19 protein-coding genes and 1 tRNA gene are annotated in these 25,869 nt (G+C 69.0%); 12 read left to right on the forward strand and 8 right to left on the reverse strand.

Annotated elements, in window-relative coordinates:
- Positions 1-91 precede the first annotated feature (91 nt).
- Both AB7V09_RS06730 and AB7V09_RS06735 read right to left on the reverse strand, forming a co-directional pair.
- Positions 92-1,267 carry a glycosyltransferase family 4 protein gene (locus AB7V09_RS06730; RefSeq protein WP_419143295.1) on the reverse strand — a complete coding sequence of 392 codons (1,176 nt, stop codon included), beginning with the start codon at positions 1,265-1,267 and terminating at the stop codon, positions 92-94.
- Positions 1,264-2,397, reverse strand: coding sequence for a DUF1972 domain-containing protein (locus AB7V09_RS06735; RefSeq protein ID WP_075414198.1), 1,134 nt, complete (start codon positions 2,395-2,397; stop codon positions 1,264-1,266). Before AB7V09_RS06735 ends, AB7V09_RS06730 begins: the two co-directional genes overlap by 4 nt.
- 710 nt (positions 2,398-3,107) lie before the next feature.
- Between AB7V09_RS06735 and AB7V09_RS06740 the strand changes: the two genes are divergently transcribed.
- From AB7V09_RS06740 to AB7V09_RS06765, 6 genes are all read left to right on the forward strand, one after another.
- Positions 3,108-4,658 (forward strand): hypothetical protein, encoded by a 1,551-nt coding sequence (locus AB7V09_RS06740; RefSeq protein WP_419143296.1) that lies wholly within the window; start codon positions 3,108-3,110, stop codon positions 4,656-4,658.
- A gap of 146 nt (positions 4,659-4,804) precedes the next feature.
- Positions 4,805-5,488 carry a hypothetical protein gene (locus tag AB7V09_RS06745; RefSeq protein ID WP_419143297.1) on the forward strand — a complete coding sequence of 228 codons (684 nt, stop codon included), beginning with the start codon at positions 4,805-4,807 and terminating at the stop codon, positions 5,486-5,488.
- Between the two features lie 453 nt (positions 5,489-5,941).
- Positions 5,942-9,040 (forward strand): LamG-like jellyroll fold domain-containing protein, encoded by a 3,099-nt coding sequence (locus AB7V09_RS06750; RefSeq protein WP_419143298.1) that lies wholly within the window; start codon positions 5,942-5,944, stop codon positions 9,038-9,040.
- Positions 9,041-9,183: 143 nt separating this feature from the next.
- A complete protein-coding gene (locus tag AB7V09_RS06755; RefSeq protein ID WP_075379422.1) occupies positions 9,184-9,426 on the forward strand; it encodes a type II toxin-antitoxin system ParD family antitoxin in 243 nt (80 codons plus the stop codon).
- A complete protein-coding gene (locus tag AB7V09_RS06760) occupies positions 9,423-9,713 on the forward strand; it encodes a type II toxin-antitoxin system RelE/ParE family toxin (RefSeq protein ID WP_003787556.1) in 291 nt (96 codons plus the stop codon). The genes AB7V09_RS06755 and AB7V09_RS06760 overlap by 4 nt, the downstream gene beginning before the upstream one ends.
- 99 nt (positions 9,714-9,812) lie before the next feature.
- Positions 9,813-10,784 (forward strand): diaminopimelate dehydrogenase, encoded by a 972-nt coding sequence (locus tag AB7V09_RS06765; protein ID WP_419143299.1) that lies wholly within the window; start codon positions 9,813-9,815, stop codon positions 10,782-10,784.
- Positions 10,785-11,349: 565 nt separating this feature from the next.
- Here the strand turns inward: AB7V09_RS06765 and AB7V09_RS06770 are convergent.
- Positions 11,350-12,429 (reverse strand): glycosyltransferase family 2 protein, encoded by a 1,080-nt coding sequence (locus tag AB7V09_RS06770; protein ID WP_419143300.1) that lies wholly within the window; start codon positions 12,427-12,429, stop codon positions 11,350-11,352.
- Between the two features lie 143 nt (positions 12,430-12,572).
- Here AB7V09_RS06770 and AB7V09_RS06775 point away from each other — a divergent pair, with 143 nt between their 5' ends.
- Both AB7V09_RS06775 and AB7V09_RS06780 read left to right on the forward strand, forming a co-directional pair.
- Positions 12,573-13,646 (forward strand): glycosyltransferase family 2 protein, encoded by a 1,074-nt coding sequence (locus AB7V09_RS06775; RefSeq protein ID WP_419143301.1) that lies wholly within the window; start codon positions 12,573-12,575, stop codon positions 13,644-13,646.
- Positions 13,643-14,695 carry a glycosyltransferase family 2 protein gene (locus AB7V09_RS06780; RefSeq protein WP_419143302.1) on the forward strand — a complete coding sequence of 351 codons (1,053 nt, stop codon included), beginning with the start codon at positions 13,643-13,645 and terminating at the stop codon, positions 14,693-14,695. Before AB7V09_RS06775 ends, AB7V09_RS06780 begins: the two co-directional genes overlap by 4 nt.
- Before the next feature lie 198 nt (positions 14,696-14,893).
- On the opposite strand, the gene AB7V09_RS06785 is transcribed toward AB7V09_RS06780, so the two are convergent.
- From AB7V09_RS06785 to AB7V09_RS06805, 5 genes are all read right to left on the reverse strand, one after another.
- Positions 14,894-16,210, reverse strand: a complete 1,317-nt coding sequence (locus AB7V09_RS06785) for an MFS transporter (protein ID WP_419143303.1) — start codon at positions 16,208-16,210, stop codon at positions 14,894-14,896.
- A gap of 292 nt (positions 16,211-16,502) precedes the next feature.
- Positions 16,503-17,768 (reverse strand): hypothetical protein, encoded by a 1,266-nt coding sequence (locus AB7V09_RS06790; protein WP_075375543.1) that lies wholly within the window; start codon positions 17,766-17,768, stop codon positions 16,503-16,505.
- Between the two features lie 114 nt (positions 17,769-17,882).
- Entirely contained in the window at positions 17,883-18,542 is a 660-nt protein-coding gene (locus tag AB7V09_RS06795) for a YveK family protein (RefSeq protein ID WP_075414150.1), read from the reverse strand.
- A 241-nt stretch (positions 18,543-18,783) separates the two neighbouring features.
- A complete protein-coding gene (locus AB7V09_RS06800; protein ID WP_279012953.1) occupies positions 18,784-19,575 on the reverse strand; it encodes a TetR/AcrR family transcriptional regulator in 792 nt (263 codons plus the stop codon).
- Positions 19,576-19,579: 4 nt separating this feature from the next.
- Complete coding sequence (locus AB7V09_RS06805; RefSeq protein WP_419143304.1) at positions 19,580-20,905, reverse strand: acyltransferase family protein; 1,326 nt, start codon at positions 20,903-20,905, stop codon at positions 19,580-19,582.
- Between the two features lie 231 nt (positions 20,906-21,136).
- Between AB7V09_RS06805 and AB7V09_RS06810 the strand changes: the two genes are divergently transcribed.
- The 4 genes from AB7V09_RS06810 to AB7V09_RS06825 all read left to right on the forward strand — a co-directional run bounded on the left by AB7V09_RS06810 (position 21,137) and on the right by AB7V09_RS06825 (position 25,869).
- Positions 21,137-21,208 (forward strand) — tRNA-Gln (locus tag AB7V09_RS06810).
- A gap of 192 nt (positions 21,209-21,400) precedes the next feature.
- The gene (locus tag AB7V09_RS06815) at positions 21,401-22,393 is read left to right on the forward strand and encodes a bifunctional N-acetylglucosamine-1-phosphate uridyltransferase/glucosamine-1-phosphate acetyltransferase (protein WP_314156476.1); all 993 of its coding nucleotides are present in this window, start codon (positions 21,401-21,403) and stop codon (positions 22,391-22,393) included.
- 137 nt (positions 22,394-22,530) lie between these two features.
- The gene (locus tag AB7V09_RS06820; RefSeq protein ID WP_003787536.1) at positions 22,531-23,523 is read left to right on the forward strand and encodes a ribose-phosphate diphosphokinase; all 993 of its coding nucleotides are present in this window, start codon (positions 22,531-22,533) and stop codon (positions 23,521-23,523) included.
- A 417-nt stretch (positions 23,524-23,940) separates the two neighbouring features.
- Complete coding sequence (locus AB7V09_RS06825; protein ID WP_419143305.1) at positions 23,941-25,869, forward strand: hypothetical protein; 1,929 nt, start codon at positions 23,941-23,943, stop codon at positions 25,867-25,869.

The raw sequence follows: 25,869 nt of genomic DNA on the forward strand, positions 1-25,869 counted from the left end.
CGCCGCCCCGCACCTCGATCAGCCGGCAGGACGCCTGCCGGCGGGGCCGGGCGGGAGGGGTGCTCCCGCCCGACCCGGTGGAGCGGGGGCCTCAGGGCCTAACGAGCTCGTCGATGATGCGGGTCATGGTGGCGCGATACCCGGCCACGGAGAAGCGCTCGGCGGCCTCGCGCTCACCCTGCGCGGCGAGCCGGGCCGCCAGGTCCGGGTCGGCCGCCAGGGATCCCAGGGCGTCGGCCAGGGCCTGTGCGTCGTCGGCGGGCACGAGCAGACCGGTGGCCGAATCGGTGACCACCTCGGCCAGGCCCTGGACCCGGGAGGCCACCAGCGGCCGGGCCGCGTGCATCGCCTCGACCGCCGTGTTCCCGAAGGGCTCGGCCCGGGAGGGCACGACGACGGCGTCGGCGGCCTCCAGCACCGGCCAGGTGGGGTGCACGTAACCCAGCAGCTCGACGTGCCCCTCCAGGTCCGCTCGACCTGCGCGCTCACGCAGCTCGGCCTCGTACCACTCGTAACCGGGGAAGACCGAGCCGCACACGCTTAAGGAGGCATCCACCCCTGAGCGGCGCAGCAGCCCGACGGCGTCGAGAGCCACGTCCACACCTTTGCGCGGGGACAGTCGCCCCACCATGGCGATCCGGAAGGAGTCCCCGGGCCGCCTGGAGCGCAGGGGCTCCAGGGGCTGGTCCGGTCCGGCGACCCCGTTGTGGACCACCTCCGTGCGTGAGACCAGTCGCGGCTGGGCGTCCAGGAGCGCGTCGCGGGCGGCCCCGGAGTTCGCCACGATCCGGGAGGCCGCCAGCAGTGGGGCGTTGAGCCCGGCGCGGATGATCCGGCGCTGGGTGTCCTCGGCCTCGTGCACGTGGGCCAGCACCGGGATGCCGGCCGCGCTCGCGGCCACTGGCCACCAGGGGATGGTCACCGTGTTGCTGAGAACCACGTCGGCGCGGCTGGCACGGATGACCGACCGCAGGCGGGCGATCTCCGGGGCGGCCTGAGCGGAGAGCCTCGCCAGGCCGGAGGGGCTGAGCAGGGCCTTACGCAGGACCGTGAAGGGCATGACGGCCACGCGGGCGCCGGCGTTGCGCAGCACCGCCACCAGGGGGCCGTCCTGGGGCAGGGCCACGAGGACCTCGTGGCCGGTCTCGATGAGTCCGTGAATGGTCTCCACCAGCTGCCAGTCCGAGCCGTACAGGTCGGGGGAGGGGTGGGCCACGAGGACTCGGGCGGCACCGGTGCGGGCGCCGGCCGCCCCGCCCCGGCTCACCAGCCCGCCTTCCCGGTGCGCCGTCCAGAGGGACGACGGCGGACCGGGCCCTCGAGCGCGAGGCGTCGGGCCAGGGCCTCATAGCCGGAGGCCACCTCGTCCCAGTCGTAGAGGGCCGCACGCTTGCGGGACTCCTCGCCGCGCGCGGTTTGGGCCTCCACGTCGGACTCGGCGGAGACGACCAGGGCGGCCACCTCGTCGGGCGTGGTCCAGTAGCGGCCGGCCTCGCCCAGGACCTCCCGGTTGAAGGAGACGTCGAAGGCGTCCACCGCCGCCCCGGCACCGATGGCGCGCAGCAGGGAGGGGTTCGTACCGCCCACGGAGTGGCCGTGGAAGTAGACCAGGGCGCCGGAGTAGAGGGCGTCGAGCAGATCCTGGTCCCACAGGCCGCCGAGCAGGCGGACCCGGCCGTCGGCCAGGGACTCGATGCGGGCGGTGTAGTCGTCGGCGTAGGGTGCCGATCCGACGACGACCAGGGGAAGCGTCGCCCCGGAGCGCACGTAGCCCTCCACGATGACGTCGACGTGGTTCTCCACCTCGAAGCGGGCCACCACCAGGTGGAAGCCCTTGGGGTTCAGGTCCAGCTCGGCCAGGCGCGAGGTGTCGGCGCTGATGCGGGGCGCCCCGTAGGCGAGAAGGTCGGTGGGGGCGTTGAACTCCTCGGTGTAGTAGTCGGCGATGCCCTGGGCGTCGGCGATGAGTGCGTCGGAGTAGCGCACGGCCAGGGCCTCGGCGGCGCGGTAGTAGCGCTTGCCGGTGGGACCCCACTTTCCGCGACGCCACTCCAGGCCGTCGACGTGCGTGGCCACCGGAATGCGTGCGGCGCGCAGAGCCGGCAGGAAGGGGGAGTTGGCGGCGTTGAAGACGAAGGCCGCGTCCGGGTGGGTGCGGCGCAGCAGGTGGGCCACTGACAGGGCTGTGTGTGACAGGGTCTCCAGGCTGCGGTTCTTCACCGAGGGCAGCTCAACCAGTCGCATCCCCAGGTAGGTGTGGGGCAGCGGGGTGTCCGGCTCAGGGTTGCGGCAGTAGACGAGGACCTGGTGGCCGCGGTCGGCCAGGCGCCGGCCGACCTCCTCGATGGCAGTCTCGAAACCTCCGTAGCGGGCGGGGACGCCTCGCGTCCCGATCATGGCGATACGGAGCCTGTCCGGGTTCACAGCAGTCAACGGAGTCCTTTCGAAGGGCGGCGGGGCCGCTCAGGGATGGGAACCAAAGGTCCTCTTCGATGCGACTGCCAGTCACGGTGACGGCGGAGGATCATCGACGAGGCGGATGGGGAGCGGTGATGGTGGTGGTGACGATGGCGATGAGGCAATGGGCGAGGAGGCGGGGGCTTGGGCTCTTGCCCTTGAGGTCGCAGGTTCCCTCGGAGCGCCTACGAGCTCGTGGTACCGCGCCTGCCCGGTACACCCGGTCAGCAGTCTAGGGGCAGTCGACCGCGGGCATGTGCCGAAGGGAGCGTCACGTGAATACCTCCGGTGCACTGGAGCGCGGGTTCGGGGTGCCGCACTGGTGATGTGCCAGAACTATGGTGGAGGGATGGCGTTCGACTGGTCCACACCACCTGGGCAAGTGCTGAGCATTCCAGCCAAGAATCGGGTGTGGAACTGCGTGACGGTTAATGAGAGTCTATCTGTGAGAAAAGTGGGTGGGGCGCACCCTGTCGCGTGAGAAGTGATTGATTGCACAACGGGAGCTGGAACAAAGGCCCCTGGGGTCGTTATCAAAGCGTTATCGCTGTAATACTCTCGTGACCGGCGCCGGTCTTGCTGAGTCAGGGCCGTCCCGTCATACCGCGCCACTTACCCACGTTCCCTCACGTCTTAAGAACGGAGCACTCGTGCATCCTTTCCGTGCTGCCTCCAGTGTGGGGGCGGTCCTGACCGCCCTCCCCCTCGCCCTCGGTGCGCTCGTCGCCCCTACTGTTGCGCCCCCGGCCGCCGCCGCCCCAGGGCAGGTCGCTCTCGCCTCCCCACAGCCTCTGCCCACTGCTCAGATGGACGGCATCGTTCTGGACCAGGCGGTGGTGGGCAATACCGTCTACGTCGTCGGGGAGTTCAAGAACGCCCGCCCGGCAGGGGCGGCCGCCGGCGAGAACGAGTCTCCTCGTTACAACGCCATGGCCTTCGACATCACGACCGGTGCGCTGCTGGACTGGGCCCCCAAGGTCAATGGCAAGATCCATGCGGTCGAGGCGTCGGCCGACGGCTCCACCATCTACCTCGGCGGCAACTTCACCTCTGTCAACGATGAGACCGTCTACCGGGTGGCGGCGGTGGACGCCGCAGGCAAGCGCAAGCCGCTGGGGGCCTCGGCCAACGGCGCGGTGATGGATCTGGAGCTCTCTCCGGACGGCTCCACCCTGTACCTGGGTGGTTCCTTCACCCAGATCAACTCCTCCGCGAGGCAGCGCGCCGGTGCTGTGGATCTCAAGACGAACAAGGTCACCAGCTTCGCCCCTCAGGTCGACGACTCCCTGGTTCGTTCCATCACGGTGGCCGCTGACAACTCCGCTGTGGCGATCGGCGGGTCCTTCACCTCGGTGGACGGATCGTCCGACGCCTATGGAATCGCCGTTCTGGAGAAGGATGGTTCGCTGCGGCACACCAACATCTCCAGCGTCATCCGCAACGCGGGTACGAACTCCGGCATCATGAGCCTCAAGTCGGACTCCCGAGGCCTTTACGGCACCGGATACTCCCAGGAGGGGACCTTCGAGGGGATGTTCCGCGCCAGCTGGACCACCGGGGACATCGACCTCATGGCCGACTGCCACGGCGACACCTATGACGTGCTGCCCACCAACGACGTCGTCTACATCGCCAGCCACACGCACGACTGCAGCAACATCGGTGGCTTCTCCGACGGGGAGCAGAGCGGTACCTACCATCACGCCGTCGGCTTCTCAAGCACGGCGACGGGCACCGTGCGCTCCAACACGGCTCGCGGCTACAGCGACTACTCGGGAATGCCCGCCCCCACGCAGTACAGCGGCTTCCTGCCCGGGTTCCAGATCGGCGAGTACAGCGGTCTGAGCCAGGCCGTGTGGACCGTCGAGGGCAACAGCCAGTACATCGTCTACGGCGGTGAGTTCCTCGCGGTCAACGGCACCAAGCAGCAGGGGCTCGTGCGCTTCGCCGCTAGCGGGGGCGACGCCAACGCCGCTGCGCCCGGTGACGAGGGTGGCAACGACAATGACGACAACGGCAAGGACAACGGCGACAACGGCAAGGACAAGAAGAACAAGGATAAGAAGGACAAGAAGAACAAGAAGAAGAACAAGAAGAAGCAGGACGACTGGGACAACCAGGACGACTGGGACAACCAGGATGGCTGGGGCCAGGATGGCTGGGGCCGGGGCGGCTGGGACAACCAGGACGACGAGTGGTGATGATGACCATGAGAACCGTTCGGTCTGCGGACCTGCGCGGCGTATCTCCTGAATCCTCCGGTTCTATCGGCAGTGGTGGTGTGCTTCCCGACTCAGTGGTCGCTGAGGGCGGTGCGGCTCGCGACGGAGGTCGTACGCTTCGGCACGTGTCACGAACTCGAATGCTGATCCTCCCCGCTGTCCTGGTACTGGGTCTGGGGCTGGCCGCCTGTGGAGGCGGAAAGTCTCAGAGCACTGCCAGTCCCTCCGCTTCTGCTGCAGCCTCTGCCAGTGGCTCGGCCTCCGCTCAGGCCGTCCCCTCGAACGTCGCCACCCCGACGGTCCAGACCGCGAAGCCGACGGCTGCGCCTGCGTCCCCCTCGGAGGATGTCTCCACTCCGGACGCCTCCTCGCTCGACCCCAAGGCCGTCGAGACCGGTGATCTGTCGAAGGATGAGTACCCCGAGGTGGGCCTGGACAAGTCCGTCCGCGTTGACGGGGACCTGGTGATCTCCCTGGGCCAGATGCAGGCGAAGGACTTCGCCAGTGGGCCCGGCGAGGTGGGGGGTGCTGGAGTCCTGGTTCCGGTGACGGTGACGAACAAGTCCGGCCAGGATCTGCCGCTGGCCAGCGTGCTGTCCACCACTGTCAACTACGGTGAGGGTGCTGGTACGCCCGCCAGCGAGATCGTCTCGGCCTCGGACGCGGTTCCTGCCACGCTCGCGGCCGGTCAGACGGTGACTGTTAATCGAGCCTTCGTCATCCCTGCGGAGGGGCGAGGAAACGTCAAGGTCGTCGTGGACCTCGGGGCGGGCCGTGGGGCCGCCACCTTCCGGGGGTCTGCCGGCTGATCCGGGGCGAGCCTTCCAAGGCTTGACTCCTCTTCGGCGGGTCTGTTCCAGGCGCCGTCCGGTACTCATGAGAGTGAGTGTCGGACGGCGCCTTGGCGTGCGGGGTGATCCGCTCGGGCGGCTCGGCTCGGGGGTCGGCGTCGTTGCTTCGCTGTGACATGAGACGAGCCGGCGCCGAAGGCAACCTGAGTCGCGTCTATATAGAAGGCGGCACCAATGTCGGGTACTTATGAGTGCCCCGCAGTCCTTGAAACGCTTGGAGTGTGGCGGGATTTGAACGAAGGGTCAGTGTCTGGCGGATTTGTTCTGCTCTGTGGTGTGCACCAAAACGGGGGCGCGCAAGTTGTCGACGGTGTACGATGAGCGCGCCCGTCGACCCGTGCCGGGCGCGGAATACCAGCCATTCGTAAGGTTGCGTGTCCGTGATCTGAGTATGTTCTGAATGGAATACCTGTGAAGCTCCCCCGCCGACTCCTGAGCGGCCTGCTGGCCGCGGCTCTCGTTCCCCTCGGTGCCGTCACGCTCGCTCCGGCCTCCCCAGCCGCCGCGGACCCGGCCCCTGCCCCAGCCGGCGCCGCCGGTACTCCCAGCACCGTCTCCGCCGATGCCCTGCCCACCGCCCAGATCAATGGCATCGTCTGGGACCAGGTCGTGGTCGGCGACATCGTCTACGCCGTCGGGAAGTTCTCCGCGGTCAGGCCGGCAGGATCGCCGGCCGGCCAGAACGAGTCCCCGCGCGGCAACGCGATGGCCTACAACATCAACACCGGTGAGATCCTCAACTGGGCGCCCACCACCAACGGCACCATCAACTCCATCGCCGCCTCCGCCGACGGCCAGACCCTCTACCTGGGCGGGGAGTTCACCACGCTGAACAACCAGACCGCCTGGCGCGTCGGCGCGGTCAGGGCCTCCGACGGTCAGCGCGCCCCGCTGGGCGCCGCGGCCAACGGCAGCGTCAAGGCCCTGAGCGTCTCCCCCGACGGACAGACCCTCTACATCGGTGGCGCCTTCACCCAGATCAACTCCTCGGCCCGTCAGCGCGTCGCAGCGCTCAACCTGGGCAGCCAGCAGCTGACGAACTTCGCTCCGAAGATCGACAACTACTACGTGCGCAGCATCGTCGAGGCCGTGGACGGCTCGGCCGTGGCCATCGGCGGCGCCTTCGAGTCCGTCGGTGGCAGCGACAAGCCCGGGCACGGCATCGCCATCTTCGAGAAGGACGGCAGCCTGCGCAAGAACAACGCCTCCAGCGTGGTTCGCGGTGCCGGCGCCGAGGCCTCCGTCATGAGCGTCAAGGCCGACGAGCACGGCCTGTACGCGGCGAGCTACTCCCGACTGGGCACCTTCGAGGGCGTCATGCGCCTGAACTGGGTCACCGGCGACATCGACTACATGGCCGACTGCCACGGCGACTCCTATGACGTCCTGCCCGCCGGCGACGTCGTCTACGCCGCCAGCCACTCCCACGACTGCTCCAACATCGGTGGCTTCCCAGACGTCTCGTATCACTACCACAACGCGGTGGCCTATACGAACGCCGCCACCGGAACGGTGGAGGAGAACCACGGCGCGGGCTACAAGAACTACGCCGGCCAGAACGCCACCACGAACCTCAACTTCTACCCCGACTTCACGCCGGGCAAGATCTCCGGCGCCATCCAGGCGACCTGGACCGTTGAGGGCAACGACAAGTACGTCGTCTACGGCGGCGAGTTCCTGGCCGTCAATGGCACCGCCCAGCAGGGACTGGTGCGCTTCGCCCGCCGCGACATCGCTCCGAACAAGCAGGGGCCCATGGACAAGGGCGGTGCCTTCAAGGTCTCCGGCAGCTCGCCGCGCGCCGGGGTCGTCTCCCTGTCCTTCAAGGCCAACTGGGACCGGGACGACAAGACCCTGACCTACAACGTCTACCGTGACGCCATGAACGGTCAGCCGGTCACCAGTCAGACCGCGACCGCCGGCTTCTGGGAGCGCCCCGATCTGAGCGCCACCGACGTCGTCGAGCCTGGAAGCACGCACCGCTACCGGGTCCAGGTGACCGACCAGTGGGGGGCCTCCACGGTCTCGGACTGGGTGACGGTCAAGGCCGCTGAGGGCCAGGGCCTGAGCAAGTACGGCGCCCGCGTCCTGGCTGACGGCGCCGCCCACTACTGGTCCTTCGACGAGACCAGCGGAGACAAGGCCGAGGACTTCGTGGCCCAGCGCAACCTGACGATTCGCGGCAAGGCCTACAAGCGCGGAGCCGGGTCCGTCCTGGGCTCGGGCGCCTCGCTCGGCCTGACCTCGGACAGCGCTAACAAGTCGCACGCCGCGACGCGCGTCGCCTCCCAGGCCCCCACCGCCTTCTCCATGGAGGCCTGGGTCCGCACGACCTCGACCTCGGGCGGCGAGATCATGGGCTACGGCTCCTCCGCGGCCAACCAGTCGTGGAGCCGTGACCGCATGGTGTACATGCGCAATGACGGCACGCTCAGCTTCATGCTCTACCCGGGCAAGCTGACCACCATCACCACTCCCAAGAGCTACAACGACGGGCAGTGGCACCACATCGTGGCCTCCCTGAGCCCGACCGCCGGCGCCATGCTCTACGTGGATGGCAACCTCGCCGCCTTCGACGGCGCCATGACTGCGGGGCAGAGCTACTCCGGTTACTGGCGCATCGGCGGGGACGCCCTCAGCGGTGTCAACGGCCAGCCCTCCAACACCAACATCCAGGCCGACATCGACGAGGCCGCCGTCTACAGCACCCCGCTGTCGGCGCGCCAGATCGGTGAGCACTACACCGCCGCCACCGGCAAGCAGGTCGAGCCGGACAAGGGCGACGACAAGGGCAAGGACAACGGCAAGGACAACGCCGACAAGGACAACGCCGGCAAGGACAAGGACAACGGTAAGGACAAGGGCAAGCAGCCCGAGGGCAAGGCCCTGCTGGACGACACCTTCGAGCGCAGTGTGAACGGCGGCTGGGGCAAGGCCCAGGCCGGCGGTGAGTGGAAGACCACCTGGAACGCCGCGGCATTCTCCGTCGACGGCACCAGCGGCCGGATCGCCATGGCCGGTCCGCGCTCCTCGGCCTCCATCATCTCCGACCCGGTCAAGTCGACCTCCACCGACGCCGTCGTGGACTTCTCCCTGGACGCGGTGCCCACTGGAAACGGAGCCTTCATCTCCTACGCCGCCCGCACCACCAAGGCCGGCCAGTACCAGGCCACGGTCCGCATCGGCAGCACCGGCAACCCGGTGGTCACGGTCTCGCGCGTGGTCAAGGGCAAGGAGACCTCCCTGGGCTCCTACGTGATGAAGCAGCCCTACACGGCCGGTCAGCCGCTCCACCTGCGCATGGTGGTTGACGGCGCGGAGTCGACCAACATCCAGACCAAGCTCTGGGCCGGAGACGCCGAGCCCGCCGAGTGGGGGATCGAGGCCGTCGACAACGACAAGACCCTCAACGAGGCCGGAACCGTCGGGCTGACCACCTACATGTCCGGTTCGGCCGGACCGGAGACCGTCACCCTGTCAGTCGACAAGGTCACCATCAAGCAGCACTGACGCCGTCGAGCGCAGCGCGCATACGGGGCGGGCCGGGAAGAGCTGATCTTCCCGGCCCGCCCCGTTCTGCTCGCGTGCCGCGAGGGGGTGTCGCCGAGGTGCGATACCGCTCGTGTCATACCAAAAACTGGTAGGTTAAGGGCATGTCAGTGAACACCTCCGTCAGCCTCGATGACCACTTCGTCGGATTCATCGCGAGCCAAGTCGGGTCCGGACGTTACCGGTCCGCGAGCGAGGTCATCCGCGCCGGCCTGCGCCTTCTGGAGGACCAGGAGACAGAGATGTCGGCGCTGCGCGAGGCACTCGCATCCGGTGAGGCGAGCGGACAGGCGGAGCCCTTCGACTTCGACGCCTTCATCGCCGCCAAGGCGGCAAGGACGTCGTGAGCACCTACCGTCTGACCCCGGCTGCGCGCCGCGATCTGTCACGTATCTGGGACTACAGCGAAGAGCGCTGGGGGCTGCAGCAGGCCGAGGTCTATCTGCGTGATCTTCAGACGTGTCTGGAAAGACTCGCAGACGATCCTCGTCGAGGGCATCCCAGAGACGAGGTACGTCCCGGCTACCGAAGCCGCGCCGTCGGAAGCCATGTCGTCTTCTACGTCATCAGTGATGGTGGCGTTGACGTGATCCGTGTGCTCCACCAACGCATGGACCCCGACAGGCACGTGTAGCCCTGTCGGTCAGACGGTCACTCCCCGACATGTCACACGCAGGCAACACGGGGCGTCCCTAGGATCATCACTTGTAGTGAGAACCCACTAGGAGGAACCATGCTCAGGGTAGCGATCAACGGATACGGCAACCTCGGCCGCGGTGTCGAGCAGGCCATCACCAAGAACGCGGACATGGAGGTCGCCGTCGTCTTCACCCGGCGCGACCCGGCCACCGTCACCACCCAGGGGGCGCCCGTCGCCCACGTCGACGACATGGCCGCCTGGGCCGACAAGGTCGATGTCTGCCTGAACTGCGGAGGCTCGGCCACCGACCTGATCGAGCAGACCCCGGCCGCCGCCACCCTGTTCAACACGGTCGACTCCTTCGACACCCACGCCCGCATCCCCGAGCACTTCGCCGCTGTCGACGCCGCCGCCAAGGCCTCGGGCCACGTCGCCCTGATCTCCGCCGGCTGGGACCCGGGCCTGTTCTCCATGCTGCGGGTCCTGGGCGAGGCCGTCCTGCCCGACGGCGCCACCACCACCTTCTGGGGGCCCGGCGTCTCCCAGGGGCACTCCGATGCCCTGCGCCGCATCGAGGGCGTCGTCGACGCCAAGCAGTACACCCGCCCGGTGGAGGCCACCATCGCCGCCGTCAAGGCCGGCGACGACGTCGAGCTGACCACCCGTTCCATGCACACGCGAGACTGCTACGTGGTGGCCGAGGAGGGTGCCGACCGGGCCCGCATCGAGCGGGAGATCGTGGAGATGCCCAACTACTTCGCCGACTACGACACCACCGTCACCTTCATCACCGCCGAGGAGCTGGCCGCCGAGCACGCCGGGATCCCGCACGGCGGCTCCGTCATCCGCCGCGGGCACACCTCCGAGGGCGTGGCCGAGACCGTGAGCTTCGAGCTCCAGCTCGACTCCAACCCGGAGTTCACCGGCTCGGTCCTGGTCGCCACGGCGCGAGCGGTGGCCAGGCTGGCTGCCCGCGGTGAGACCGGTGCGCGCACCGTCTTCGACGTGACGCTCGCCGACCTGTCTCCCACGAGCCCTGAGGAGCTGCGCGCCCACTACCTGTGAGGCGGGCGGACGGCCCGGGCCGGGCCTGGTCATTCCCCGTTGCCTGGGAGGTGCCTGGTGCGCACTGCACGAGCCTGGGGTGCGACTGGGGGAGAGTTGGGGGAACTTCGGGTAGGTGGGGCCTTCGTGCAGTACGCACAACCCCTGGCCAGTGGCTCCCGACCCTCGTGGAGTAGACCGGCTCGGGCTGGGACGTGAGCCAGGGGTAACGTCGAGCCACGGCCTCCGGGCCCCTGCGCGGGAGCCGGCAGGACAAGGCAGGGGAAGGAGAGGCCGGCCCCGAGGTCAGGGTGCCCGGTCTTGCCGCCAAGACCCCGCGGAATCGACTGTCGCCGGCAGCCCAGTGTCCACAGCGCTGACATTAACGATTCCGCCGTCGAAGCGCCCAGTGAAGATCGTTGGAATGCCGCGGTTCTTCTGCGGGGTGCGGCGTCGGCGCAGTCTTGATGTCAGCGCCATGGACACCGGCGCCTCACCAGACCGCTTCCCTTGCCCGCCCCTGGCATCCCACCCGAGCGGCGTCTCAACAGTGAGGGAGGCAAGACATGTCGGAGCGCCGGCTGAGTCAGTCGCGGATGAGGGGGACGTCGACGTCGGGCAGCTCACCGCGGCGCGCGGCACGCAGGAGCCTCATCCCGTCACGGGTGGCCTGCGCCGCCGTGATGAGCGGGCGGCGAGTGCTCAGCAGCTGGCGCCTGCCGCCGCGCAGCACGATCTCGCGAGCGGCCCGGCCCGCCGTGGCCACCCACCGGCGCTGCGTCGCCCGATCCAGGTGCAGCCCGGCGTACAGCAGCCGGTTGCGCACGTTGTAGTAGTAGTAGATGTCCGACTTGGCACGGTCGGACTGGTCGTCCTCGGAGTGGGTGCCGCCCTCATCGTGGACGGCCACGGCGTCGCGCACCAGGGCCAGGCTGCCCCCGGCCGCCAGCACCCGGGCCGAGAAGTCCACGTCCTCCCAGTACAGGAAGTAGCGCGCGTCCAGGCCGCCGGCGGCCTTGAACAGGTCCGCCGACAGCGCCAGGCAGGCCCCCGAGAGCCACGGCTGGGTGCCGCCGGGGGGAATCGGGCGCGGTGAGCGGCGCGAGCGCATCGAGCCGTCGGCCAGGCACACGACGATCCCGTCGGAGACGATGCGGCCACTGGAGTCCTTGAGCACCGGCGCCACCAGGGCGAGCCGGTCCGCGTGCGCCCTGGCCGCCAGGCGGATGAGGTCCGCCCGGGCGATGACGGCGTCGGGATTGAGCAGGACCAACAGGTCGGCGCCGAGCTCGCGGGCCCTGGCTGCCCCCAGGTTCATGCCGCCACCGAAGCCGGTGTTCGTCTCCGGCAGGACCGTCTCCCAGCCCCGTGAGGAGGCCAGCGCCACCAGCTCCTCGCGGGCGGCGGGCGTGGAGTAGTTGTCGACGACGATGATGCGGGCCTCTGGGGAGTCCTCGGCGACGCGCGCCAGCGTGCGCTCCAGCAGCGCCGCCGAGTCGTAGCTGACGACGATGACCGCCGTGCGCGAGAGCAGCTCGCCGCCGGAGAGAGCCTCGGGGGCCTCGATGATCTCGACAGCCTGGGCGGGGGCGCCGGCATCGGGGGCGCTCGGATCGGCGGTCTCGGCGGTCTCGGCGCCCTGGGCGGGGTCTGGGGTGGAGGTCATCGGAGCAGGAGCCTTCCGGGTGCGGGGCGACGTCGTGGCTCGGGTGCTCCCATCGAGGGGCGCACCCGGTTCGTGATAGTACCGTTAGACCCTGATATCACGCCGCGATCCGCCGGCAGGCGGGAGGAAGGACGGGGCTGGACGTGCACCTGACCATCGCGATGCTCACCTACTGCCGCAACGACTACCTCGCGCAGGTGATCCCCGAGCTGCTGGCGCAGGCCGACGACGTCTGTGACGCGCAGACGACGGTGAGCGTGCTCATTGTGGACAACGACCCGCAGGCCGGGGCGAGGGCCGTCGTCGAGGCCGCCCGGGCGGCGCTGGCCGGCGGGCAGTTGGAGGCGGCGGAATCGTCCGGGCAGGCAGGGCCCTCCGGGTCAGCTGACTCGGACGCGGTGGCGGCGTCGCGGCTGGTCTACGTTCACGAGCCCGAGCCGGGCATCGTGGCCGGCCGCAACCGGGCCCTGAGCCAGGCCCACGGCTCTGACGCCCTCATCTTCATCGACGACGACGAGATCCCCTCACCGGGCTGGCTCAAGGCCCTCGTGAGCACCTGGCGCGCCCAGGGCTGCGCCGCCGTCACCGGCCCCACCCCGCCGACCTTCGAGGTCGCCCCCTCAGCGTGGGTGGTCGCTTCAGGTGCCTTCGATTCCTGGGAGGCCGCCGACGGCGCCCAGGTCCGCAGTGCCGACACCGGCAACCTGCTCCTGGACCTGGCCGTCGTCGAAAACCTGGGGCTGCGTTTCGACCCGCGCTACGGGCTCACCGGCGGCGAGGACTCCCTGTTCACCCGCCAGCTCACCCGCGCCGGCGGCGTCATCCGCTTCGCGGCCGGGGCGGTGGTCACCAAGCGCGTGCCCGCGGCCCGCGCCCGGCGCACCTGGGTGCTGGAGCGCTCCCTGCGTTCGGGCTCGTCCTGGGCCCGGGTGCGCATCGACACGGCCGGGCCCGCCGACGGCGGTGCCTCCGGCAGTCTCGCGCGCCTCAGGCTGCGCCTGGGCTATGGCGCCAAGGGACTGGCCAAGGCCGGAATCGACGGGGCGCGCGCCGGTGTGGCCCGCATCCGCGGTGACGTGCCCGCCCAGGCCCGCTACGAGGTCTCCTCGCGCGGGGGACTGGGCATGGTCGTGGGCGCTCTGGGCGTCCACGTGCGCGAGTACGGACGCCCCCGGCGCCGGAGGAGCACAGCACGCCCCGGCAGGAGGAACGCATGAACCGGCTGACGATCGCCATCCCCACCTTTCGCCGTCCCCAGGATCTCAAGCGGGCCGTCCGTGGGGTCCTGGAGCAGGCCGGGGAGCTGGTCGGTGGCTCGCGCGTCGAGGCCTGGGAACCCGAGGGCGATGCCGCGGGTGCGGCCGACGGGGACGGGGGAACCGGGAGGGGCGTGAGCGACGTCGAGGTCCTCGTCATCGACAACGACGCCCAGAGCACTGGGCGTGAGGCCGCCCTCGCCGCAGCGGCCGACGCCGGGGTACCGGTGCTTTCCTCAGCGGAGGCGCCGGAGGAGCCCGAGGCCGTGGGCCTGCGCTACGTCGTCGAGGAGAAGCCCGGTGTGGCGGCGGTGCGCAACCGTGCCCTGGATGAGACCGGCGGGCGCGACCTGCTCGTCTTCATCGACGACGACGAGGAGCCCGAGCCCGGCTGGCTCGCCGCCCTCGTCGGGCTGTGGGCCTCGACCGGCTGCCAGGCGGTGGCCGGGCCCGTCATCCCCGTCTACGAGGTCGAGCCCGAGGCGTGGGTGCGTCAGGGCGAGTTCTTCGTACGCAGGACCTGGCCCACTGGCACGGTCCGCCCGGTGGCGGCCTCCAACTGCCTGCTGCTGGACCTGGGTTTCGTGCGCCGGGCCGGGCTGCGCTTCGACGAGGCCTTCGGCGCCACCGGGGGAGAGGACACGCTCTTCACCCGCCGGCTGAGCGCCGCCGGCGGCGTCATCCGCTGGTGCGATGAGGCGCGCGTGCGCGACCACGTGCCGGCCTCGCGCCTCACTCGCCCCTGGATCCTGCGGCGACAGCGCTCCCACGCCGCGACCTCGGTGCGCGTGGAGCTGGCCCTGGCCGGTGGCGGGGCTCAGCCGGCCATCCGGGCCCGGGCCGCCGCCGGTGGCCTGGTGCGCATCGTCATCGGCGGCCTGCGAACCGCCGGTGGAACCCTCATCAGGAGTCCTCAGCATGCGGCCAAGGGGGCTCGGCTGCTGGCCCGGGGCCGCGGCATCCTGGCGGCCAGCGTCGGAGGCGGCGTCCACCGCGAGTACGACCACTGAAGGCCGGGGCCCGAGCTCAGCGCGGTGCTGGCTGAAGGGCCCACATCGGGCAGCACCAAAAGCTTAACCGCCGTTTCCCGGACGATCCGCTCCAGCCATCCTTCGAGCACCAACTCCTGGGCGACTTCGGCCGGGATGTGCACGGCGGGCGTCAGGCGGTATGGGGCTCCAGTCTTGTCAACAAGCTGGGCGTCGGACTTAATCGTCTTTGATGCTTGCTGTGGTCGAGGAAAAGGTCAAGCCGGACATTAATGCTGCAAAGCCAATACCAACTCCGCCGAGCACAAAAACGAAAGGCGTTGAAGTAAGATCGGCGACCACGCCTCCCAGGGCCAGGCCCACCGTCGTGCCGAGGCTGCCAACCGTACCGATGACCGCATAGACCCTGCCGAGGAAGCGTCGATCGATCGTCAACTGTATCTGAGCTGACAGCGCGCCGCTCAACAGCACCAGCGGGAGACCTTGAACGAAGAAGGCCACCGCGGCGACCCAGAAACTGGGCCAGATTCCCGGAACAGCAAGAGTCAGTGCGTAGACTCCAAGAGCCAGGACGGTCACCCAACGAACGCTCACTGTGTCGGGAGTTACTAGCAATGCAAGTCCACCGACCAGTGCGCCGACGGACGTGATGGCTAACAGAAGGCCGTAGGTGTCGCCGCCACCTTCCAGCGCCTCCATGACGTAAACAACGAGAATAGACTCCGGCATCCAACCGAAGAGGTTCCAGATCCCGAAAACCGCCACAATGTTGCGAGCGAACGGATTTCGCCAAGTCACAACAAGACCGTCCCACAGTTCCTTCATGAAAGTGCGCGTGCGAGTCTCAATAGTTGTGGCCGTCGGTTGGCTGTTAACTTCCGCTGCGCACTCGTCCCGTGCGTCCCCCTGCCTGCCCTCATCGCATTGTCTCTCGGCTGACGACTGGTCAGGCGTCAGTACGTGTGAGCGCTGAAGAGAGTGTAGTGCGAGCGCAATGATGAGCAATACCCCTGCACTCAAAGTGAATGGCGTTGTCACGGACCATCCTACCAAGGTAGCGCCAATAAACGGCCCGATAGCACCATTGCCAAGCTCTTGCGCCCATCGGATGGTGGCATTCGACTTCAGGTACTGGTTAGGTTCTGTGAGATCGGGGACGACCAGTACTGACGCCGCGTCATATAATTCTTCTAACATGCCGAAGAATAAGGCGAACGCACAAAGCAGCAGGATCGACCCGGCGCCAAGGTGGAGCGCCACGGCGAGCCCCACTAAAATGAGTGCACGGGCTAGGTTGACCAGGTACAGGGTGCGCAACTTGCTCCATCGATCGAGCATGACGCCGATCGGTATGGAGAGGAGCACCTTAGGTAACGTTGCTACGGTGGCAACTAGTGCGACCTCCAGCGCCGAGTCGGCATATGCGGTGGTCAGCACGGCGAAGGCAGCGACTCGGATCCCGTCGACGATGTTCGACCCCAGAGACACTGCGGCGAGCCGCACAATCGGCCCGCGTACTAAGGTTCGTGCGCTCATGAGACTAATTCCTTGCGTATTCAAACACCTGGTACTGCCCGTCCATCCATACAGCGATAGAATTTGGTAGGTCCGGCATGTTCCGGACCGACGCATCGGCATCCTTGAGGTGTCCTCCTTGGAACAATAAAGCCGTGCGGATGTGGGATCAATCCCGGGCGTCGATAGGCGAGCTAGCGAATCTCCCGTGAAGGGGTGGCGACTACCTCGTCGTTCACTGTGCGCGGCATACATGTGCGCCACGGTGGCTGCGTCCACCGCGAGTACGATCACTGAGGGCTCGCGGTCGGGATCACGCCTGCTGGGCGGGCGCCACAGCGGAGTCGGTGGGCTCATCCCGCGGTGGGGCGGCCGGCTCGTCGTCGATGCCCAGCTGGGCGGCCTCGCGCAGGGGAGGTTGCAGGACGGCGGCCCCCAGCACGATCGGTAGGTAGGCGGGCAGCACCGTCCAGGGCCCCACGAACACGTTCTGCACCACGGTCAGAGCCGCGAAGAACAGCCAGGGCGTGGCCTTGAGGCGCCCCAGGTCGCGCATCATCGCCGCTAGCGCCATCCCGGCGATGAGCAGCAGCAACAGGCCGCCCGGGATCGAGGCCGCCGCCCACATGTCCATGAGACCCGAGTGCAGCTCGATGCGGCCGCCGAACATGAAGTTCTCGACGTAACCGTTCTCCGGGTCGTAGCCCAGGGCGGCCATGCCTTGCTTGGCCACCCACAGATCCTCGAAACGGGGCTTGACGCCGGCGCCGTACCCCCAGGGCCGGTTCTGGAACAGCGCCCAGGAGGCTCCCAGCTCGGGGCGGGCGGACAGGAGCAGGCCCGCCGAGCTGGAGGACTGGGCGATGGTCCGGTTCTGGGCGTCCTCGCCCAGGGTCCCGGACTCCGAGGCCATGACCACCCCAACCATCGCCACGATCCCCACGACCGCCAGAACGAGGATCTGGGAGATCGCCAGGCGCCGGGGAGTAGGCACGTGCCACCGGGCCCAGGACGCCAGGGCCTGCCAGATGACCGTGCCCAGGATGATGGCCAGGAAGGCCAGGGTGGAGCGCGAGTCGGAGACGAGGAAGACGCCGCTGAGCACCAGCAGGGCCACGATCTGCACCAGCCGGCGCTGGTCGGCCACCAGGCTGAGGACCATGATCGTCACCGCCGCACCGATCCCGAACTTCCACGGGTTGGAGCTGGTCTGCAGCAGGGGCAGCGCGTCCAGGAACATGCCGAAGCCGACTGCCAGGGCCGCGCGTCTCGCGCCCAGCCGGCGGGCCCCCCACACGAAGACGGCCACCGCACAGGGAACCGCCAGCAGGCTCAAGGTGGTGACCCGGCGGGCCCAGGCCTCGACGACGAAGCTGCTCTCGGCCAGCAGGGACATGATGTAGGCCGTGCCCGACGCCAGGATGGACAGCACGAGTAGTAGCGAGAAGCGGCGCGCCTTGCGCACGGCCGTCCAGGTGATGGGGACCGAGGCGAGTGCGACACAGTCCCCGACGCTCAGGGCTGCCGCCAGCTCGCGGCGCACACCCACGCAGACCAGCAGGACGACGGCGATCGCCATCTCCAGCCGCCGCCATGTCGTCCCCGGTTCGCGGCTCGATTCAGGATCGGCGTCCGACGGCGTCCGCGAGTCCTGGTGGGAGGTGCCCTGCGACCATGTCTGGGCCACGGCCGGTCAGGCGTCTTCCCGAGAGCGACGACGCCCGATGATGAGCAGCGGGTCCTCGACCTTGTCCTGCGGGTTCTTCTGACTCAGGAAGTACAGCAGGATCGCCATGATGGCGCCGGCGGCCAGCCCGATGGCGGTCCCGATCAGCGCGGTCGACATGGCCGACAGGCTCGAGGGGGCGGAGGGGGTCGTGGGGGAGTCGACCACCTTGAGGGTCGCGGTGGTGTTTCCCGCCTGCCCCGAGCTGGACAGGTCGCGGGCCACCGAGTCCAGGGCCGTCAGCTCGGCCTCGGCGATCCTGTGGGCGCGCTCGGGATCCGTGCTGGTGGCTCGGATCTCCACCAGGGTGGTGCCGGTCTTGCTGGTCACCGAGACGGACTTGCGCAGCTCGTCCTGACTGATCCCCGTGTCCTTGGAGACCTCCGCGAAGGTGCTCTCCGAGGTCCCGATCTCCACCAGCGTCGGCATGATGGAGGTCAGGTAGTTGAAGGTGTTGGGGAGGTTGGCCTCACTGTTCTCCACACCCAGATTCGCATTGGCGGTGGAGGTGTACTGCGCCGGCGTCAACAGGCCGAAGACAGTGCCGATGATGGTGCCCAGCACAACGTGCATGACCACCAGGACTGCGTTCTTGCGCAGCGCGATGATGAGGGTTTCCGGGTCCATGGGTTCCGTTTCGGTGATTGCGGGAGCAACAGAATAGCGCGCCGTTTGGGGCGAGAGCCGGGCACGGGAAGTGACTCACCTCCTTCCCGGGCACTTCTCAGAACTCGTTGGGTCGTTGGGGTTTGAGGATTGCTGGCACTCGCAGGGTGATCGACCGGTCGGGTAGTGACCAATGCGACGAGCCGCCGCCAGGCGCAGTGGGACCAACGACGATGCGGGGCGAGTGACTCCTCGGCAGCGCTCAGGGGGCGTCGGGGGACTCGGTGGCGCTGGTGGCGCTGTGGCGGTGGACGGAGCCCTCGGTGCGCGAGTCGGTCCCCGCCCCCGAGGCGCCCTCGGAGCCGTGTGAGTTGTCTGCAGGCCCGGAGTGGAGCGTGGGCTCGGCCTTCATTCCGCGCAGGCCGTTCCAGGCGAGGTTGACCATGTGGGCGGCCACCTCCTCCTTGCTCATTGAGCGGTTCTCCAACCACCACTGAGCCGGCATGGCCACGATACCCACCAGCATCTGGGCGTACAACGGGGCCGTGCGCGGGTCGAGGTCGTGGGCGGCGAACTGCGAGGCGAGGATCCCGGAGACCTCGATGGCGACGTCGGCCAGCAGCGTGGAGTAGGTGCCGGCGGCGCGGTCCGAGCCGGCCGAGAGGATGCGGAAACCGTCGGGGGAGTCCTCGATATAGGTCAGCAGGGCCAGGGCGGCCCGCTCGGCGATCCGTGAGGCCGATCCGGAGGCGTCAGGCCCTTCCGTTGCGCGCCGCCCGGCCTCCGGCACCGCCGCGGCGTCCGCGGCCGGGTCCGCGATCGCCGAGGAGATTGCGGTTGAGATCGTGGTGATCTCCCGGTCGACGACGACGGCGTACAGGCCCTCCTTGCCGCCGAAGTGCTCGTAGACCACCGGTTTGGACACCTGGGCGCGGGCCGCCACCTCCTCCACACTCGTGGCGTCGAAGCCGCGCTCGGCGAACAGCCCGCGGGCCACGGCGATGAGCTGCTCGCGCCGCTCGCTGGCGCTCATACGGGTGCGCTTGGCCGCCATGGCCCTAGCCCCTCTTGCTGTGGTCCGCCGGCCGGGTGGGGCGACGGCGCTCGGACCACTGGGCGAAGCGCGCCGAGGCCAGGGCCCCGGTGCGGCGGGCCAGCCGGTGGCTGGGGGCCTCGATGTAGCGCTGGAACAACCAGGTCAGCGGCGCCGAGACCAACGGCGCCAGGATGAGCACCCACCACGGAGACATCGGCTGCGCGAGCAGCCCCTGTGGAACGATGGCAAGTCCTTCCGCCAGGTGGAGACCAAGCAGTGCCACCGGGGAGAGGAGGCTGAGCACCCACCACGGCGAGACCGAGTGGGTCAGCAGCCGCAGCGAGACCACGACCGGCTCGTGCACCAGGTAGAGGGAGAAGGACATGAGCCCCAGGTACTGCACGGTGCGCGAGCGCAGCAGGCCGCGCAGCGCCCCGGCCCGCACCACGAGGTGGACCAGGTAGGCCGCGGCCGCCAGGGTGACTGCGTTGGCCAGGCGCTGAGCCGTGTGGCTCTCCAACCCCGGCCACCAGGCCAGGGTGATGAGCAGCAGGCACACCAGGGCCTGCGCCGTCGCCCAGGGCTGGGGGCGCTGCGGCACCGGGGCGGGGTTGTGCCCCCAGGCCCAGCCCATGACCGCGCCGACGGTGAAGACCGGCAGGTAGCTGCCCGAGCCGGGGCTGGCGGTGATGATGGGCACCGCCAGGGCCGCCACCACCGGCAGCCAGGAGATCCGCCAGCGGGCGCACAGGGCCACCCCGAGGATCATCAGGGGCAGCACGAAGGAGAAGATCGCCTCGGCGTGCAAGGACCACAGGACGGTATTGCGGTAGGCGTGCTTGGGGATGAGCAGGTACTCCATGAGCATCTGGCGCGCCCCGAGCCCCACGGGGTGAGTGACGGTCATCCAGTGCCCCAGCGCCGGATCCTCCGAGCGCGGCACGAGCAGCATCGCGATGACTGCGAAGGTGGTGGAGGCCGCCGCCGGCAGCCACAGGCGCACGAAGCGCCTCGGGGCGTAGTCGACCCAGTCGAAGCGCCGCCCCTGGGCGTGGCGGCGGGCCACCGGGTAGGTCAGGGCCACACCGGACAGGACGAAGAAGATGAGGACGGCCTCATGGCCCGCCCACAGCAGGTGGAGGGGGCTCTGGGTGAGGATCCGGTTGAAGGTGCCGGTGGGCACGGTGCCGGGCCGCGCCCCGACCTCCGCCAGTGCGGGGACGGTCTCCAGGGCGTGGTGGATGAGCACGACGACGGCGGCCAGCCCGCGCAGCCCGTCGAGCTCGATGAGTCGCACCGCTGCCGGCTTGCCGGAGGAGGGAGGGGGAGCGGAGGGGGAACTGGACATGCCCCCATCCTGCCCTGTCCTCCCAGCCGACTGCGAAGCCCAAGGAGTGTGGCATGCGCCCCGCACCGGTGGGAGGCTCGGTGCCAGGTCCGGTCCTGGAGGCGACCGGGGCGCAACCGGGCGCGACCGGGGCGCGCTGAGCCGCCGCGAAGGTGCCGAGTGCGACCGGGACATGAGAGACTGTCCCGGCGTCTCGCCCCTCGCCGTCGGGCCCGGGTCGGGATGTGTCCTTCCGCCCTGGTGTAGCGGCAGCACGCAGGCCTTTGGAGCCTTGAGGCCCGGGTTCGAATCCTGGGGGCGGAGCGGCGTAGCATGAGCGGCGTTGGGGTTCCCTCGCTCTCACGCCTGACGGCGGTCACCCGGTCGCCGGTGGGATACGCGCCAACCGTCCATCCGTACCTGATTTCAGAAACCGTTGGAGTCCGTCCCCGGCCTCCGCCCGGTCGCGGCCGGAGACGTCGGGAGCCCGGGCGCGAACCTGTGAGAAGAGGACACGTGACGTCAACCGCACCCGCCGCCGTCATCGTCATGGCCGCAGGCAAGGGAACTCGTATGCGATCGGTCACCCCCAAGGTCCTGCACCGGATCGGCGGTCGCAGCCTCGTGGACCACGCCGTCACTGCAGCCAGGGGGCTCGAGCCCCAGCACCTCGTCGTCGTTGTGCGTCACGAGCGCGACGCCGTCATCGCCCACCTCGCCGAGGTCGCCCCCGACGCCGTCCCGGCCGACCAGGACGAGGTCCCCGGCACCGGGCGGGCCGTCGCCTGCGGGTTGGCCGCCCTGCCCGAGGATCTGGATGGGCCCGTCGTCGTCACCAGCGGCGACGTCCCGCTGCTGGACACCGCCACCCTGAAGGAGCTCCTGGCTCAGCATCATGAGCGCGGGGATGCCGTCACCCTGCTGACCACCGAGCTCGAGGACCCCACCGGCTACGGGCGAGTCGTGCGCGAGGCCGACGGCACCGTCTCGGCCGTCGTCGAGCAACGCGACGCCAGCGAGGCCCAGCGCGCTATCCGCGAGATCAACGCCGGCGTCTACGTCTTCGACGCCGCCCACCTGCGCACCGCCCTGGCGACCCTGGGCACGGACAACGACCAGGGCGAGGTCTACCTCACCGACGTCGTCGCCCACGCCCACCGGGCCGGCCGGTCCACCAGCGCGCTGGTCGCCACCGACCACTGGCTCGTCGAGGGCTGCAACGACCGCGCCCAGCTCGCCGAGCTCGGCGCCGAGCTCAACCGCCGCGTCCTGGCCGGCTGGATGGCCCAGGGCGTCGGCGTCGTCGACCCGGCCTCCACCTGGGTGGACGTCACCGCCGAGCTCGCCCAGGACGTCACCCTCGAGCAGGGCGTCCTCGTGCGCGGAACCACCCGGATCGGCCAGGGCGCCCGCGTGGGCGCCTACGCGATCCTCACCGACGCCGTCATCCCGGCCGGCTGCGTCGTGGCCCCCTTCAGTCAGCTCGACGCCGACGCCGCCCAGGCCTGACGCATGAGCGCAGCGCAGCTTCGGCCCCGACCAGTGAGGCCGTCCGGGGCGTGCCGGCCGGGGCGATCACTGACCTTCACCTCCGTCTCCAACAGTCACATCGAGGGCCGCACCGGCCGTGAGAAGGGAACCACGTCATGACGGGCATCATTACCAAGGGTGAGAAACGGCTGGTCGTCGTCTCCGGACGCGCCCATCCCGAGCTCGCCCGGGACGTGGCCAGCGAGCTCGGCACCGAGGTGCTGTCCTCCACGGCCTACGACTTCGCCAACGGGGAGACCTACGTCCGCTTCAACGAGTCGGTGCGCGGCTGCGACGTGTTCGTCGTCCAGTCCCACGGCGACCGCGTCAACGACTGGCTCATGGAGCAGCTCATCATGGTGGACGCCCTCAAGCGCGCCTCCGCCAAGCGCATCACCGTGGTCGCCCCCTTCTTCCCCTACGCCCGTCAGGACAAGAAGCACCTGGGGCGTGAGCCCATCAGCGCCCGCCTCGTGGCCGACCTCTACAAGACCGCCGGCGCCGACCGCCTCATGAGCGTGGACCTGCACACCTCCCAGGAGCAGGGCTTCTTCGACGGACCCTGGGACCACCTGTGGGCCCAGCCGGTGCTCGTGGACTACGTGCGCACCCGCGTCGACCCGGCCAACGCCGCCGTCGTCTCCCCCGACGCCGGCCGCATCCGGGTGGCCGAGCGCTGGGCCAACCAGCTCGGCGGCACCCCGCTGGCCTTCGTCCACAAGACCCGCGACGTCACCCGCCCCAACGAGTCGGTGGCCAACCGCGTCGTCGGCGACGTCGAGGGACGCTCCTGCGTCCTGGTCGATGACATGATCGACACCGGCGGCACCATCGCCAAGGCCGTCCAGGTGCTCCTGGACTCCGGGGCCAAGGACGTCATCGTCGCCGCGACCCACGGGGTGCTCTCCGGGCCGGCTGTGGACCGGCTCTCCACCTGCGGGGCCCGCGAGGTCATCGTCACCGACACCCTGCCGATCCCCGCCGGCAAGCGCTTCGAGCAGTTGACGGTCCTGCCGATCGCGCCGCTGCTGGCGCGCGCCATCAAGGCCGTCTTCGACGACGGCTCAGTGGCGGAGCTCTTCGACACCGTCGGCGTCGCCGGCGACTGAGACAGTCGGGTCCGCTCCTCGCAGGACCCCCATGAGCCACCGCGCGCTGGCTCCGGCCGCCGCGCTCCCGCCCTCGCCGAGCCCCTCACCGGGCCCGGCGAGGGCGTTTTTCATGGGGTGGGCTCCCCATGACGGCGAGTTGCGCTCGAAGTGTGCAGTAACCTTTAGATAACGATTTCGTTGCAAACCGACCTTGCGGTCACGTAGCGTGGCGCCGTCATCGAATTGTGTTCCTTTCGTTGCCTCTTCGTGTTCCGCATGGTCGGATGCGCTCCCCGAACTAACAAGCGCTACCAGTTACATTAATCGTTATCGCAGACATTCATCCGGTGACTCATGTGGGCCTCATCCGTCCCGCTACCAGCGATGATCTGTGATCCGCTTGCGCGTTGCTCGCCATATGTACCGGAGGTTCCTGTGCGTCGTCTCTCCACCATCCCCCGTCTTGCCATCATCGTCTCCCTCCTGCCGCTCCTGCTCGCCTCGATGGTTGTCCTGACCCCCGCCGCCCCGGTGGCCACGGCTCAGGAGACCGAGGCCGATGCCGACGGAGACGACCCGGGCGACGGCTCCGGCGACGTCGGTGACAACGAGGCCGCCGCTGCCGCTGGTACTGACCCCTCCGGCCAGTCCTCCCGGGAGCCCGCCTACACGGCCGCGCCCCTGCCCACGGTGCAGATCGACGGCGTCGCCTGGGGGCAGCTCGTCGTCGGCGACGTGGTCTACGTCGTCGGCAACTTCAACAACGCCCGCCCGGCTGGGGCCCGTGCCGGACAGCAGGAGGTCCCGCGCTCCAACATCCTGGCCTACGACCTCAACACCGGGAAGCTCATCGAGGACTTCGCCCCCACCCTCAACGGCGCGGGACGAAGCCTGGCCCTCTCCGAGGACGGCAAGACCCTCTATGTCGCCGGGGAGTTCGACAAGGTCAACAACGAGTGGCACAGCCGTCTGGCCGCCTTCGACATCTCCCACGGGCACGGCACCCTCATCTCCTCCTTCCATCCCGTGTTCAGCACCACCGTCAAGGACATCGCGGTGGCCGGCGACACCCTCTACGTCGGGGGCTACTTCACCAAGGTGAACAACCAGCAGCGGACCCGCCTGGCCGCCCTCAAGGCCTCCACCGGTGAGCTCCTGGACTGGACCGCCTCCGCCGAGGGCCCCAACGCCCAGGTCTACGCGATCGAGGTCTCCCCGGACCATTCCAAGGTCGTCATCGGTGGCTCCTTCTCCACGGTCAACGGCTCGAGCAAGCCCGGATACGGGATGGCGCTTCTGAGCGCCTCCACCGGTGAGGTGCTGCCCATGCCGGTCAACGACACCGTGCGCACGGCCGGTGAGAAGGCCGCCATCTTCGATATCGCCGTCGACGAGGACGGTTTCTACGGCACTGCCTACTCCGCTGTCGGGCGCCTCGACGAGGCCAACCTCGAAGGGAGCTTCAAGGCCGACTGGAACGGCAACCTTGTCTGGCTCGAGCCCTGCCACGGTGACACTTATGGGATCGCCCCCACCAAGGACACCGTCTACACGGTGGGGCATGCCCACTCCTGCGAGACCATCTACGGGTTCCCCAACATGCCCGAGGTGCGCAAGGACGGTCAGCACCCCCTGTACGTGCGGGCCATGGCCTTCACTAACAGCCCCGATATCACCATCCGCCACCAGGGGGTGGTCGACGGGTACCAGGACTGGTCGACCTCGGGTCTTAAGAGCCCCACGATCATCGGCTGGTACCCGGACCTGGAGGCGGGGAAGTTCACGAAGACGTCCCAGGCCGCCTTCAAGGTCGACGTCACCGACTCCTACATCCTTATGGTGGGCGAGTTCATCGAGGCCGACGGCAAGGTCCAGCAGGGGATCGTGCGCTACCCCAGGCGCGCGGGCCAGCCCACGCTGCCCCCCGAGGGCAAGGCCGAGACCCTGGCGGCCAAGGCGGAGGTGACGACCTCGGGCTCAGTGAGGGTGGGGTTCAACGCCACCTGGGACCGCGACGACCCGACCCTGACCTACAGCCTCTACCGGGATGACGAGACCACGCCGGTGGCCACCGAGAAGATCAGCGACACCCGCTGGGCCCTCAAGAGCCACAGCCTGGAGGACACCACCTGCTCGCCCGGCGATCACACCTACCGCCTGGTGGTCTCCGACCCCAGCGGCAACACCATCACCGCCCAGATCCCGAGCCTCACGGTCCCCAAGACGGCGCAGAACAACAAGGAGAAGGGCAAGAAGGCCAAGCCTGCCGCTGAGGCGAAGGACGCTGCCAACAACGCGGACCAGGACGGCAACCAGCAGGCCGCCGACGAGGACCAGGACGTTGATGAGGAGGACGACAACTGA

It is taken from the genome of Actinomyces sp. SKVG-SVH-4(1), from assembly GCF_048514265.1.
Classification (GTDB): Bacteria; Actinomycetota; Actinomycetes; order Actinomycetales; family Actinomycetaceae; genus Actinomyces; species Actinomyces oris.